The organism is Variovorax sp. IB41 (assembly GCF_016405905.1).
Classification (GTDB): Bacteria; Pseudomonadota; Gammaproteobacteria; order Burkholderiales; family Burkholderiaceae_C; genus Variovorax.
The window spans coordinates 160,863-175,112 of sequence record NZ_JAEFCB010000006.1 but is presented as its reverse complement, the minus strand read 5'-3'; the positions used below and the strand labels follow the sequence as shown (position 1 = coordinate 175,112).

At 68.4% G+C, this 14,250-nt stretch carries 11 protein-coding genes; 10 read left to right on the top strand and 1 reads right to left on the bottom strand.

The features are described 5' to 3' along the window. Positions 1-116 precede the first annotated feature (116 nt). Genes JC881_RS14050 through JC881_RS14030 form a run of 5 tightly spaced genes read left to right on the top strand, consistent with a single transcriptional unit; the run spans position 117 to position 6,745 of the window. Entirely contained in the window at positions 117-1,802 is a 1,686-nt protein-coding gene (locus JC881_RS14050) for a hydantoinase B/oxoprolinase family protein (RefSeq protein ID WP_198786318.1), read from the top strand. Beyond that, entirely contained in the window at positions 1,799-3,853 is a 2,055-nt protein-coding gene (locus tag JC881_RS14045; protein WP_198786317.1) for a hydantoinase/oxoprolinase family protein, read from the top strand. The genes JC881_RS14050 and JC881_RS14045 overlap by 4 nt, the downstream gene beginning before the upstream one ends. Beyond that, positions 3,850-4,464 carry a cysteine hydrolase family protein gene (locus JC881_RS14040; RefSeq protein WP_198786316.1) on the top strand — a complete coding sequence of 205 codons (615 nt, stop codon included), beginning with the start codon at positions 3,850-3,852 and terminating at the stop codon, positions 4,462-4,464. The genes JC881_RS14045 and JC881_RS14040 overlap by 4 nt, the downstream gene beginning before the upstream one ends. After that, complete coding sequence (locus JC881_RS14035; RefSeq protein ID WP_198786315.1) at positions 4,461-5,885, top strand: FAD-dependent oxidoreductase; 1,425 nt, start codon at positions 4,461-4,463, stop codon at positions 5,883-5,885. The genes JC881_RS14040 and JC881_RS14035 overlap by 4 nt, the downstream gene beginning before the upstream one ends. Continuing rightward, positions 5,882-6,745, top strand: a complete 864-nt coding sequence (locus JC881_RS14030; RefSeq protein WP_198786314.1) for an isocitrate lyase/PEP mutase family protein — start codon at positions 5,882-5,884, stop codon at positions 6,743-6,745. The genes JC881_RS14035 and JC881_RS14030 overlap by 4 nt, the downstream gene beginning before the upstream one ends. 12 nt (positions 6,746-6,757) lie before the next feature. Here JC881_RS14030 and JC881_RS14025 read toward each other — a convergent pair whose 3' ends face one another. Next, complete coding sequence (locus JC881_RS14025) at positions 6,758-7,642, bottom strand: LysR family transcriptional regulator (RefSeq protein ID WP_198786313.1); 885 nt, start codon at positions 7,640-7,642, stop codon at positions 6,758-6,760. A 116-nt stretch (positions 7,643-7,758) separates the two neighbouring features. Between JC881_RS14025 and JC881_RS14020 the strand changes: the two genes are divergently transcribed. The 5 genes from JC881_RS14020 to JC881_RS14000 all read left to right on the top strand — a co-directional run bounded on the left by JC881_RS14020 (position 7,759) and on the right by JC881_RS14000 (position 14,218). Further along, complete coding sequence (locus tag JC881_RS14020; RefSeq protein ID WP_198786312.1) at positions 7,759-8,517, top strand: SDR family oxidoreductase; 759 nt, start codon at positions 7,759-7,761, stop codon at positions 8,515-8,517. A gap of 126 nt (positions 8,518-8,643) precedes the next feature. Next, complete coding sequence (locus tag JC881_RS14015) at positions 8,644-9,336, top strand: TetR/AcrR family transcriptional regulator (RefSeq protein ID WP_198786311.1); 693 nt, start codon at positions 8,644-8,646, stop codon at positions 9,334-9,336. A 78-nt stretch (positions 9,337-9,414) separates the two neighbouring features. Further along, complete coding sequence (locus JC881_RS14010; protein WP_198786310.1) at positions 9,415-11,211, top strand: acyl-CoA dehydrogenase C-terminal domain-containing protein; 1,797 nt, start codon at positions 9,415-9,417, stop codon at positions 11,209-11,211. 40 nt (positions 11,212-11,251) lie between these two features. Further along, a complete protein-coding gene (locus JC881_RS14005; protein WP_198786309.1) occupies positions 11,252-11,686 on the top strand; it encodes a DUF2147 domain-containing protein in 435 nt (144 codons plus the stop codon). A gap of 102 nt (positions 11,687-11,788) precedes the next feature. Then, the gene (locus JC881_RS14000; RefSeq protein WP_198786308.1) at positions 11,789-14,218 is read left to right on the top strand and encodes a 3-hydroxyacyl-CoA dehydrogenase/enoyl-CoA hydratase family protein; all 2,430 of its coding nucleotides are present in this window, start codon (positions 11,789-11,791) and stop codon (positions 14,216-14,218) included. The last annotated feature ends 32 nt before the right edge of the window (positions 14,219-14,250 follow it).

Below are 14,250 nucleotides of genomic sequence, written 5' to 3'. Positions count from 1 at the left end.
CAGGCTTGCCCACTTCGTGTGGCCGCCAACCCCCTTCCAGGGGGCAATACCGGCGGCCCGGCGAAGCCGGTTCCGCGGTATTCCTGGAGAAGGACCGCATCGACATGGAGAACTGAATGAACAACACCCTGGACCCCGTCACGCTCGCCGTGCTGCGCGGCCGCCTCGAACAGGTGGCCGACGAGATGGACGCCACGCTCTACCGCAGCGCGTTCAACCCCATCATTGCCGAGGCGCACGACGCCTGCCACGGCCTGTACGACGCGGTGAGCGGCGACACGCTGGTGCAGGGCAAGTCGGGCCTGCCGGTGTTCGTGGGCGCCATGGCCTTCGCCGTGCGCGCGACCGCCAAGGCGGCCGGGCCGCGCGGCGGCATGAAGGACGGCGACATCTGGATCAGCAACGACGCCTACGACGGCGGCACGCACGCCAACGACTTCAAGCTGGTCAAGCCGTTCTTTCGCAACGGCAAGCTCTATTGCTACATGGCTTCGGCCGCGCACTGGCACGACGTGGGCGGCGCGGTGCCCGGCAACTACAACCCGGCCGCCACCGAGTGCTGGCAGGAGGCGGTGCAGATTCCGCCGGTTCGCATCGTGCGGGGTGGCGTGCTCGATGCGGACGTGCTCGCCATCCTGCAGGCCAACACGCGCCTGCCCGACAGCCTCTGGGGCGACCTGAACGGCCAACTCGCGGCGCTGGAGCTCGGCGAGAAGCGCCTGAACGGCCTGCTCGACGAATACGGCGACGACCTCGTGCTGAACGCGCTGGGCGAGCTGCGCGGCCGCGCGCTGCGCCTCATGCGCTCGCACATCGCGTCGCTGCCCGACGGGCGCTACAGCTTCGAGGACGTGCTGGACAACGACGGCATCACCAACGAGCCGCTCACCATCGCGCTGGACATGACGGTGGCGGGCGACCGGCTCCTGCTCGACTTCTCTCGCACCTCCCCGCAATGCGCGGGGCCGGTGAACATCTCGCGCGCCACCGCGGTGGCGGCGTGCTATGTCGCGCTCAAGCACCTCTTTCCCGACGTGCCCGCCAATGCCGGCGTGCTCGACGCGGTGGACTTCAATATTCCCGACAAGCTGGTGATCAGCTGCGAGCGCCCGCGCCCGGTCGGCGGCTACACCGAGACCATCCTGCGCATGATCGACGTGATCTTCAGCGCGGCCGCGCAGGCCGACCCGACGCGCGCGGTGGCGCAGGCCTACGGCACCATCAACGCGCTGTCGATCGCGGGCCACCGCAGCGACAAGGGCCGCGAAGGCCAGCGCTGGGTGATGTTCAGCTTCTTCGGCGGCGGGCATGGCGGGCACTCGGGTGGCGACGGTCTCTCGCACGGCAACGCGCCGATCTCGACCGCGACGATTCCGCCGCTGGAGATCCTCGAAGCCGCTTACCCGGTGCGCTTCACCGAATGGTCGCTGCGCGCCGATTCGGGCGGCGACGGCCGGCACCGCGGCGGCCTGGGCGCCGTGTACGAAATCGAACTGCTGGAGAAGGACGCAGAGGTGTTCGTCTTCGGCGAGCGCGGCACCTCGCCGCCCAAGGGCATCGCGGGCGGCGGCGAGGGCGCGGTCAACAGGTTCAGCTACGAGAACGACGGCACGTGGCACACGCCGCCCATGGTCTCGAAGATGCGCGGCATCCAGCTTGCGCGCGGCGAACGCGTGCGGCTCGAAACGCCCGGCGGCGGCGGCTGGGGCCATGCGGCCGAGCGGCCCGCGCCGCAGCGCGAAGCCGACAGCGCGATGGGCTATGTGACGACCGACAGCAGCAAGAAGAAAGCCTCCGAATGACTTCCACTGGTAAATCCCTTGTCGTCGGCGTCGATGTCGGCGGCACCTTCACCGACCTCTTCGTGCTCGACGAGGCCAACGGCACGGCGCGCATCGTCAAGGTGCCTTCCACGCGCGGCGAGGAAGCGCGCGGCTTCATGAACGGCGTGGCGCGCGTGGCCGATTCGGCCGCGGACATTTCCACCATCGTGCACGGCACCACGGTCGGCACCAATGCGCTGCTCGAACGCAAGGTGGCACGCACCGGCATCATCACCACGCGCGGTTTCCGCGACGTGCTGGAGATGCGCCGCCGCGACCGCCCCGAAACCTGGGGCCTGCGCGGCAGCTTCACGCCCGTGGTGCCGCGCGACCTGCGCCGCGAGGTGGACGAGCGCGTGCTGGCCGACGGCACGCTGCACACCGCGGTCGACCTGGAACAGGTGCGCGCCGAAGCGCGCTCGCTGCTCGAAGCCGGCTGCGAGGCCGTGTGCGTGTTCTTCATCAACACCTACGCGAACCCCGAGAACGAGCGCCTGGCCGTCGCGGCGGTGCGCGAGCTCTGGCCCAACCCGCACGTCACCTCGGCCAGCGAAGTGCTGCCCGAGATCCGCGAGTTCGAGCGCTGCTCGACCGCCACGCTCAACGCCGCGCTGCAGCCGGTGGTGGGCAGCTACCTCGGCCGGCTCGAATCCGACCTGCGCGGCCAGGGCTTCGCGGGCGAATTGCTGGTGGTGCAGAGCAACGGCGGCGTGATGTCGCGCCAGACCGCGAGCGACCTGCCGGTGCGCACGGCGCTCTCGGGCCCGGCGGCGGGCGTCATCGCCTGCGCGGCCATCGCGCGCGCGGCCGGCTTTCCGAACGCGATCACCGGCGACATGGGCGGCACCTCGTTCGACGTGTCGCTGGTGGCGAACGGCGAAGCGGCACTGGCCGCGCAGACCGCCATCGAGTTCGGCATGGTGATCCGCTCGCCGATGATCCAGATCGAGACCATCGGCGCGGGCGGCGGCTCCATCGCCTCGGTGGACGCGAGCGGCATGCTGCAGGTGGGCCCCGAGTCGGCCGGCAGCGTGCCGGGCCCGGCGTGCTACGGGCGCGGCAACATGCGCCCGACGGTGACCGATGCGAACGTGCTGCTGGGGCGCATCGCGGCGGACCGTCCGCTGGGCGGCGGCCTGCTCGCGGCACTGGATGCGGAGAAGTCGCGCCAGGCGATCGAGGCGCACGTCGCGCGCCCGCTGGGCCTGGATGTGCACGCCGCGGCCGAGGCGATCCTCACGGTGGCGAATGCGCGCATGGCGGGTGCCATTCGCCTCGTTTCCATCGAGCGCGGCCACGATCCGCGCCGCTTCGCCTACATGCCCTTCGGCGGTGGTGGTGCGTTGCATGTGTGCGCGATGATGCGCGAGGTGGGCGTCGCCACGGGCATCGTGCCGCGCTACCCCGGCGTGACCTCGGCGCTCGGCTGCGTGATCGCCGACATGCGCCACGACGCGGTGCAGACGCTCAACAAGCCGCTGACCGAACTGGACGTGGGCGACGTGCAGCGCCGCATCGACGAGCTGGCGGCGAGCTGCCAGCAGCGCCTCGATTCGTCCGGCGTGCGCTTCGACGAAGTGCGCGAAGTGATCGCGCTCGACATGCTCTACGCGGGCCAGACGCACACGCTGCCCGTGGTGCTGGCCGATGCAGGCAAGGCGCCGATCACGGCTGCATCGATCCGCGCCGCGTTCGAAGCCAGCTACACGGCAGCGTTCGGCCGCGTGCTCGAAGGCATTCCGATCCGCGTGATGAACCTGCGCTACGCGCGCATCGGCGTGCGGCCCAAGTTCGACCTGAAGGTGCTCGCGCCCGAAGGGGAGGGCAGCACCGCGCCGCTGGGCACGCAGCGCGTGTTCCACCACGGCCAGTGGCACGAGGCGGTGCGCTATGCGCGGCTCGAGCTGCCGGTGGCAGCGCGCATCGAAGGCCCCGCGATCCTGGAGCAGGCCGACACCACCGTGTGGCTCGAACCCGGCTTCAACGCCGAGGTCGATGCGCACGGCAACCTGCTGGTGAGGCTGTCATGAGCGAAGCGACCAAACCCATCGCGGCGAAGACGGCGCTGGTCGTCATCGACCTGCAGAACGATTTTCTCGATGCGAACGGCGCCTATGCGCGCGGCGGCGACACCAACCCGCCGGCGCTGCTGCTGCCGGCGCGCGTGGCCGAGGTGGCGCGCGCGCTCAAGGCGGCGGGCGGCCTCGTGGTCGCGAGCCAGTTCACGCTGTGGCCCGATGCGGGCGGCGAGCCGATGGTCTCGCCGCACCTGAAGGCATTGCGCCCGTACCTGAAGAAGGGCGACTTCGCGCCTGGCAGCTGGGGCCAGGCGAATGTCGATGCGCTGGCCGGGCTCATCGACGTGACGGTCAGCAAGGTCGCTTACTCGGCCTTCTTCAACACGCAGCTGGACTGGGTACTGCGCCGCGCGGGCATCGACACCGTCGCGGTCTGCGGCATCGTCACCAACGGCGGCGTCGCGAGCACGGTGCGCGATGCGCACATGCGCGACTACCGCACGCTGGTGCTCGCCGACGGCTGCGCGGCCTTCGGCGAGGAGCGCCACCAGACCTCGCTGGCCGACATGCGCAACGTGGCCGAGGTGACGGACTGCGCGGCCTTCACCGCATCGCTCGCATGACAGCAAGCCCCTCGCGTCTCATCCGCCGCGCGGCACGGGTCGAGGCCGATGCGCACGTACCGGTCGCCATCGTCGGCGGCGGCGCCTGCGGGCTCACGGCCGCGCTGATGCTGGCCGATGCGGGCGTGGAATGCGTGGTGCTGGAGCGCGACGCGCTGCCCAGCGGATCGACCGCGCTGTCCTCGGGCTTCATCCCCGCGCCGGGCACCCGCACGCAGCGCGCACACGGCATCCACGGCGTGCACGACGACAGCGCCGAACGCTTCGCCGCCGACATCCAGGCCAAGGCCCACGGGCGCGCGGCGCCTGCGCTGGTCGAGGCCTATGCGGAGTCCATCGGGCCGGCGCTCGATGCGCTGCAGGAGCGGCACGGGCTGCAGTGGATGCTGCTCGACGGTTTTCTCTATCCGGGGCACAGCGTGCATCGCATGCACGCGCTGCCGCAGAAGACCGGTGCGTCGCTGATGGCCGCGCTGCAGTCGGCGGTCGAGGCCGCGGGCATCCCCGTGCTGACGCAGGCGCTGGTCGACACACTGGTGCTCGATGCCGAAGATCGCGTGATCGGCATCGACTACGCCCGGCCCGACGGCAGCCGCGAGACGCTGGCCTGCGACGCGCTGCTGCTCGCCTGCAACGGCTTCGGCGGCAACACGCAGATGGTCCGCGCGTTGCTGCCCGAGATGGCCGAGGCCACCTTCGGCGGCTACACAGGCAATGACGGCAGCGCGATCCTCTGGGGCGAATCGTTGGGCGCGCGGCTGCGCGACCTCGGCGGCTACCAGGGCCACGGCTCGTGGGTCACGCCGCAGGGGGCGCTGATGTCGTGGGCCGTGATGATGGAAGGCGGCGTGCAGATCAACTGCGAAGGCCGGCGCTTCCATGACGAGACGCTGGGCTACTCGGAGGCGGCGGTGCATGTGCTCGCGCAGCCGGGCGGCATCGCGTGGAACGTGTTCGATGCGCCATTGCTTGCGTTGGCACGCGTCTTTCCGGATTTCTGCGAGGCCGAAGCGGCGGGTGCGTTGCGCCGCTGCGAATCGGTCGCGGCGCTGGCGGACTGCATCGGCTGCGAGCAAACCGTTCTGCAGGCCACGCTCGATGCCATGCGTGGCAACGCGGCATCTTCCGATGGCCGCGTCTTCGCACGCGGACTCGACGCCCCGTACTTCGCCGTGAAGGTGACGGGCGCGCTCTTCCACACCCAAGGCGGCCTCGACACCGCGCCCGACATGCGCGTGCTGCGTCACGACGGCACACCTTTCGCCAACCTGCTCGCCGCCGGCGGTGCGGCGGGTGGCGTCTCGGGCGATGCGGTGTGGGGCTATCTCTCCGGCAACGGCCTGCTGAGCGCCGTGGCCGGCGGCTACATCGCGGCGCGCACCGCCGCTGCATTGATCCATTCGACGAAAGCGTCCCCATGACGAACACTTCCTTCAAGACCCGGCTCGCGCGCAACGACATCGTGCTTGCGCCCGGCGTGTACGACGCGCTCAGCGCCCTCGTGGCCGAGCAGGCCGGCTTCGAGGCGCTGTATCTCTCGGGCGCCTCCATCGCCTACACGCGGCTGGGCCGCTCCGACGTGGGCCTGACCACCTTCACCGAGGTGGCCGACACGCTCGCGCGCATCACCGAGCGCGTGAGCCTGCCGGTGATCGTCGATGCCGACACCGGCTTCGGCAATGCGCTGAACACGCAGCGCACCGTGCGCGGCTTCGAGCGCGCGGGCGCGGCGATGGTGCAGATCGAGGACCAGACCTTTCCCAAGCGCTGCGGCCACCTCGATGGAAAAGCCGTGGTGCCCGAGCGCGAGATGGTCGGCAAGCTCAAGGCCGCGCTGGACGCGCGCGCCTCGAGCGACACGCTGATCCTCGCGCGCACCGATGCGGTGGCGGTCGAAGGGCTGGAGGCTGCGCTCGACCGCGCCGAGGCATACCTCGCCTGCGGCGTGGATGCGCTCTTCATCGAGGCGCTGCGCTCGCCCGAGCAGATGGATGCGGCCTGCCGGCGCTTCGGCGACCGCGTGCCGCTGCTGGCCAACATGGTCGAAGGCGGCAAGACGCCGATCCAGGATGCGGACGCGTTGCACAAGCACGGCTTTCGCATCGCGATCTTCCCGGGCGGCACGGCGCGCGCGGTGGTGCACACGCTGCAGGGCTACTACGCGAGCCTGCACAAGCACCGCACCACGCAGCCGTGGCGGCCGCAGATGCTGGACTTCGATGCGCTCAACGACGTGATCGGCACGCCCGAGCTGATGCGCACCGGCCAGAAGTACGACTGACGCGCCGCGTCTTCAGCGCAGCACGCGGATCAGTTCGTCGTACACCAGCCGCACGCGTGCCGGCACCGGCGCGCGCTGCGGCCGGTAGACGCTGATCGGCCAGGGCTCGGGTGCATCGGCTTCCAGCACCTCCACCATCGCGCCCGATTGCAGCCACGGGTCCGCCAGCGGCCCGATGAGTTGGCCGAAGCCGACACCCGCGAGCACCGCGGCGCATTCGGCGTCGATGTTGTCGGTCACGAACGCGGGCGACGACACGGTGAAGACGCGCTTCTTGCTGAACGCCCAGGGCCAGGGGCGGCCCGAGCTGCGGTCGATGAGCGCGGTCACCGGCAGCGAGGACAGCGCATCGATGCTGCTCGGCGCGCCGACCCGGTCGATGAGCGCCGGCGAGCCCACCACGCGCAGCGGCATCCGGCCCACGCTGCGCGCAACGAAACGTGCATCGCGCATCGGCCCGACGCGCACGCCGACGTCGATCTGCTGGTCGACCACATCGGCATGCTGCTCCGACAGCCGCAGGTCGAGCACCAGACCCGGGTGACTCGCCAGCAGCGGCGCGAGCGCCTGCGGAATGAGCCGGCCATACACATGCGGCGCCGTGACCCGCACCGTGCCCGCGTGCTGCGACAGCGCGCGCCGGTCGATGCGGTGAAAGAGCTCGTCGACGCCGCCCACGGCCACGCGGGCGCGCTCGGCGAGTTGCCGGCCGAAGTCGGTGAGCTGCACGCCGCGCGTGCTGCGGTGAAAGAGCGGCTCGCCCAGTTCTTCTTCGAGCTCGCGCACCGCGCGCGTCACCACCTGCGGTGACACGGAAAGCCGCACGGCCGCCTCGCGGAAGTTGGCGGCATCGGCGGCAGTGAAGAAGACGCGCAGGGCTTCGAGGCGGTTGGACATGGGTGTTCCTTTGTTCCTGGATGTGGAATTCTAAAGTCGCCAGAGTTTCATTTACTGGAACGCGTGGATTTTCCACACTGCATGCACTTCTTCAACACACCCGAAAGGAATTTCCCATGACATCCGTTCAAGACAACATCAAGGGCAAGGTCGCCATCGTCACCGGCGCGAGCAGCGGCATCGGCGAATCCATGGCGCGCCACCTGGCCGCACGCGGCGCCAAGGTGGTGCTCGCGGCACGCCGCACCGACCGGCTCGAGAAGGTCGTTGCTGAAATCCGCGAAGCCGGTGGCGAAGCGGTCGCGATTGCCACAGACGTTTCCAAGCGCGTCGACCTGGAAAAGCTGGCCGCCGCGACAGTAGAAGCCTTTGGCCGCATCGACGTGCTGGTCAACAACGCGGGCGTGATGCCGCTGTCGCCCATCGAGAAGCTCAAGGTGGACGAGTGGGACCGCACCATCGACGTCAACATCAAGGGCGTGCTCTACGGCATCGCCGCGGTGCTGCCGCGGATGCAGGCGCAGGGCAGCGGGCACATCCTGAACGTCGCGTCGATCGCGGGCATCAAGGTGTTCACGCCGATCGGCACGGTGTACAGCGCCACCAAGCATGCGGTGCGCGCCATCTCCGAAGGCCTGCGCGTGGAGATGGGCAACAGCGGCGTGCGGGTGACGGTCGTGTCTCCGGGCGCGGTCGAGTCGGAACTGAAGTTCGGCAGCACCGACGCCGATGCCGCGGCCGGCGTGAAGGCGTTCTACGACGCCAACCAGATTCCGGCCGATGCGATCGCCCGTGCGGTGGTCTACGCGGTGGAGCAGCCGGCGAACGTGGACATCAACGAAGTGGTCGTGCGGCCGGTGTCGCAGGACTTCTGATGGGGGCGGGGCCAGCACAGCCCCGCTTCGCATCATTTAACCTTCAGGAATAGAAGGTCATTTGCGGCCAAAAGTGCAAAGCTCCCGCAAAATAGAACGACCGTTCGTTTTATTCGGAGCTCCACGATGTCTGTCAATGCCGTTCCCGCCAAGCCGGCCCGCGCCGCCCAGAAAGGCCAGCAGACCAAGGCCGTGATCGTCGACGCCGCGCTGGCGCTGGCCGCGCAGATCGGGCTCGAAGGCCTGTCGATCGGCGCCGTGGCCGAGATCACCAAGATGAGCAAGTCGGGCGTCTTCGCCCACTTCGGCTCGCGCGAGGAACTGCAGATTTCCGTGGTGCGCGAGTATCACGCACGTTTCGAGCAGGAAGTGTTCTTTCCTGCGCTCTCGGCGCCGCGCGGCCTTCCGCGCCTTCGCGCCATGTTCGCCAACTGGATGAAGCGCACCTCGACCGAGATCGACTCGGGCTGCATCTACATCAGCGGCGCCTCCGAATTCGACGATCGCCCCGGCCCCGTGCGCGATGCGCTGGTCGAGTCGGTCAGCATCTGGCAGGCCGCCGTGCTGCGCGCCATCGTGCAGTCGCAGACCGAAGGCCACCTGCGCGCCGACGCCGACGAGCGCCAGGTCGCGTTCGAGATCCACGGCCTCATCCTCGCGCTGCACTACGAAGCGCGCTTCCTGCAGGTGCCCGGCTCCATCGGCCGCGCGACCGTCGGCTTCAACAACATCCTCGCGCGCAGCGCCACGCCGGAGGCGCCCGCTGACGAGAACGCCGCGCCCGCACCGGTCGGCCGGCGCCTGAAGCCCGTGCGCTGAGCGCGCGGCACCGTTTTCGTTTTTTCGATTCCCCCCTTTTTCTTTCTTTCTATCTAGCTTCGACCAGGAGAGTTCCGGATGCCTACCTACAACCCACCCGTGCGTGACATGCAGTTCGTGCTGCACGAAGTGCTCCACGTCGCAGACGAACTCAAGGCCCTGCCGGCCCACGCCGAAACCGACGCCGACACCATCAACGCGGTGATCGAGGAGGCCGGCAAGTTCGCCGCCGAAGTGACCTTCCCGCTGAACATCAGCGGCGACGAAGAGGGCTGCGTGCTCGACAAGACCACGCACGAAGTCAAGACGCCCAAGGGCTTCAAGGACGCCTACGCCAAGTACGTCGAAGGCGGCTGGCCGGCGCTGTCGTGCGACCCGACCTTCGGCGGCCAGGGCCTGCCGTTCGTGGTGAACCAGTGCCTCTTCGAAATGCTCAACAGCGCGAACCAGGCCTGGACCATGTACCCGGGCCTCTCGCACGGCGCGTACGAAGCGCTCGTGGCGCACGGCACCGACGATCAGAAGAAGACCTACCTGCCCAAGCTCACGAGCGGCGAATGGACCGGCACCATGTGCCTGACCGAGCCGCACTGCGGCACCGACCTGGGGCTCCTGCGCACCAAGGCCGAGCCGCAGCCCGACGGCACCTACCGCATCACCGGCAGCAAGATCTTCATCTCGGCCGGCGAGCACGACATGACGGACAACATCATTCACCTGGTGCTGGCCCGCCTGCCGGACGCGCCCAAGGGCAGCAAGGGCATCAGCCTCTTCGTGGTGCCCAAGTTCCACGTCAAGGCCGACGGCTCGCTCGGCGGACGCAACCCGATCTTCTGCGTGGGCCTGGAGCACAAGATGGGCATCCACGGCAACGCCACCGCGCAGATCGTGATCGAAGGCGCGACCGGCACGCTGGTGGGCGAGCCCAACAAGGGCCTGGCCGCGATGTTCGTGATGATGAACGCCGCGCGCCTGGGCGTGGGCAACCAGTCGCTGGGCCTGACCGAAGTGGCTTACCAGAATGCACTGGCCTATGCGAAGGACCGCATCCAGATGCGCTCGCTCTCGGGCGTGAAGGCCAAGGACAAGGAAGCCGATCCGATCATCGTGCACCCCGACGTGCGCAAGATGCTGCTCACCGCCAAGGCGTATGCCGAAGGTGGCCGCGCGCTGCAGATCTTCTGCACGCTGCTGCTGGACAAGGAGCACAACCATCCGGACGAGAAGGTGCGCAAGGACTCGGCCGAACTGGTCGCGCTGCTCACGCCCATCGTGAAGGCCTTCATCACCGACAACGGCCACATCGCGACCAATTCGTGCATGCAGGTGTTCGGCGGGCACGGCTTCATCAAGGAATGGGGCATGGAGCAGTTCGTGCGCGACAACCGCATCAACATGATCTATGAGGGCACCAACACGATCCAGTCGCTGGACCTGCTGGGCCGCAAGGTGCTGGGCAACAACGGCGCCTCGCTCAAGAAGTTCGGCAAGCTCGTGGCCAGGCTGGTGGAAGAAGAGGGCGTGAACGAGAAGATGGCCGAGTTCATCAACCCGATCGCGATGCTGGGCGACCAGCTGACCAAGTTCACGACCGAGATCGGCTTCAAGGGCTTCCAGAATCCCGACGAAGTGGGCGCCGCCGCGGTGGACTACCTGCGCGTGGCCGGCCACTTCGTGTTCGGCTACCTCTTCGCCCGCATGGCGCAAGTGGCGCTGCGCGAGATCGCCGCCGGCAACACCGATCCGTTCTACGTCGCCAAGCTGCAGACCGCGCGCTTCTACTTCGCCAAGCTCTTCCCCGAGACCGCGACGCTGATGCGCACCGCGCGCGCCGGCAGCAAGGTGCTGATGGACACCGATGCCGCACTGGCCTGAGGCCACCGACTTTCCTCATCGTCCAAACCGGGAGCCGCTCATGAAATCGACGCTTGCAGCCATCGTCCTCGCCGCCACTTCTTTCACGGCCATGGCCCAGACCACCCCGGTGGGCCTGTGGCGCAACGCCGACGACAAGACCGGCGAGGTCAAGGCCGAGATCCGCATCGCCGAGACCAACGGTGCGCTCACCGGCCGCATCGAGAAGTCGCTGAAGAAAGACACCAAGCCCGACGCGACCTGCGACGAGTGCAGCGACGACCGCAAGGGCAAGCCCATCACGGGCCTGGAAATCATCCGCGGCGGCAAGAAGGCCGAGGGCAAGGACGTCTGGGAAGGCGGCAAGATCCTCGACCCCGAGAACGGCAAGGAATACCGCGCGAGCTTCACGCCGATCGACGGCGGCAAGAAGCTCGAAGTGCGCGGCTATTTGGGGCCTTTCTGGCGCACCCAAACCTGGACCCGCGCACAGTAACCACAACCCGTTCGCCCTGAGCTTGTCGAAGGGCCGGGCAGAGCGTGAAAGGCTTCGACAGGCTCAGCCCGAACGGTCGGCTGTTAGACAACGAGTAACTCAATGACAAATCCCCGATTTCAAGTGAAGAAGGTCGCCGTGCTCGGCGCCGGCGTGATGGGCGCGCAGATTGCGGCCCACCTCGTCAACGTGCGCGTTCCGGTCGTGCTGTTCGACCTGGCGGCCAAGGACGCGACCGGCGCTGTCGCTCAAGGTGCAGCGAAGAACGGCATCGTCACGCGCGCCATCGACAACCTCAAAAAGCTCAAGCCCGCGCCGCTCGGCGACGTGGCCGATGCGGGCCTGATCGAGCAGGCCAACTACGACGACGACCTCGCCAAGCTCGGCGAGTGCGACCTCATCATCGAAGCCATTGCCGAGCGCATGGACTGGAAGCTCGATCTCTACAAGAAGATCGCGCCGCACGTGGCCAAGCATTCGATCCTGGCCTCCAACACCTCGGGCCTGTCGATCACCAAGCTGAGCGAGGCGTTGCCCGAAGCGTTGAAGCCGCGCTTTTGCGGCATCCACTTCTTCAACCCGCCGCGCTACATGTTCCTGGTGGAGCTGATCAACACGCCCACCACGCAGCCCCAGGTGCTCGACGACCTGGAGGCCTTCGTCACCAGCACGCTCGGCAAGGGCGTGGTGCGCGCGCACGACACGCCCAACTTCATCGCCAACCGCGTCGGCATCGCCGGCATGCTGGCCACGCTCAAGGAAGTCGAGAAGTTCGGCCTGACGCCCGACGTGGTGGACGACCTCACCGGCAAGAAGCTGGGCCGCGCGAGCTCGGGCACCTTCCGCACCGCCGACGTGGTGGGCCTGGACACGATGGCCCACGTCGTGAAGACGCTGCAGGACAACCTGAACGCCGAGAGCGATCCGTTCTACGCGAACTTCTCGACGCCGCCGGTGCTTGCCAAGCTGCTCGAGTTGGGCAACCTGGGCCAGAAGACCAAGGCCGGTTTCTTCAAGAAGGTCGGCCGCGACATCCTGCGCTTCGACCTCCAGAGCGGCGAGTACGTGCCCGCCGGCGCGAAGGCCGACGAGGTGTACGGCCGCATGCTCAAGAAGCCCGCGGGCGAACGCCTGAAGCTCCTGCGCGAGAGTGAAGGGCCGCAGGGCCAGTTCCTCTGGGCGATCCTGCGCGACGGTTTCCACTACGCCGCGGTGCACCTGGCGGACATCGCCGAGAGCGCGCGCGACATCGACTTCGCGATGCGCTGGGGCTTCGGCATGAAGCAAGGGCCGTTCGAGCTCTGGCAGGAAGCCGGCTGGGCGCAGGTCGCCCAGTGGGTGCAGGAAGACATCGACGCAGGCAAGGCACTGAGCACCGTGCCGCTGCCCAAGTGGGTGTTCGAAGGCGCCGTGGCCAAGGCCGGTGGCGTGCACACGCCCGAAGGCTCGTGGAGCGCCTCGCAGGGCCAGTTCGTGCCGCAGCGCAAGCTCCCGGTGCACGACCGCCAGCTGTTCCCCGAGAGCGTGCTCGGCGCGAACGCGCCCGATGCCAACACCGCCGGCACCACGATCAGCGACGAAGGCGATGTGCGCGTGTGGACGCTCGATGGCGAGGTGCTCATCGCGAGCATCCATTCGAAGATGCACGCCATCAGCCCCGACGTGGCCGAGGCGCTCGGCGCCGCGGTCGAGCTGGCCGAAGCCGAATACAAGGGCCTGGTGATCTGGTCGCCCGACGAGATGTTCTCGGTCGGCGCCGACCTGCAGGCGATGCTGCCGGCCTTCGTGGTCGCGGGCATCGGCGCGGTCGAGGGCGCGGAAGAAGAGCTGCAGAACGTGATGCTCAAGATCCGCTACGCCAGCGTGCCGGTCGTCTCGGCCGTGCGCGGCATGGCGCTGGGCGGCGGTTGCGAGCTGGCCGTGTATTCGGCCAGGCGCGTGGCCGCGATGGAAAGCTACATCGGCCTGGTCGAAGTGGGCGTGGGACTGATCCCCGGCGCGGGCGGCCTCACCTACATCGCACGCCGCGCGGCCGAGAACGCATCGGCCTCCACGGGCACCGACCTGCTGCCCTTCCTCACCGAAGGCTTCACCGCCGCGGCGATGGCCAAGGTCGGCACCGGCGCGCTCGATTCGAAGAAGCTGGGCTACCTGCTCGAGAGCGACGTGATCGTGCCGAACAAGGACGAGCTGCTCTACGTCGCGCTGCAGCAGGCCAGGGCGATGGCCGACGCCGGCTACCGCGCGCCGCTGCGCCGCACCTTCCGCGTGGCCGGCCGCAGCGGCGCCGCGACGATCAAGGGCCAGCTGGTGAACATGCGCGACGGCGGCTTCATCAGCGCGCACGACTTCCACATCGCCGGCCTGATCGCGAACGTGGTCACCGGCGGCGACGTGGACGCGGGCTCGCTCGTGACCGAGGAATACCTGATGACGCTGGAGCGCAAGGCGTTCTGCTCGCTCATCGTGCACCCCAAGACGCAGGAACGCATCATGGGCATGCTGAGCACGGGGAAGCCGGTGCGAAATTGACGGGGTTTTCCTCTTCCTCCTTCCCCCTCTGG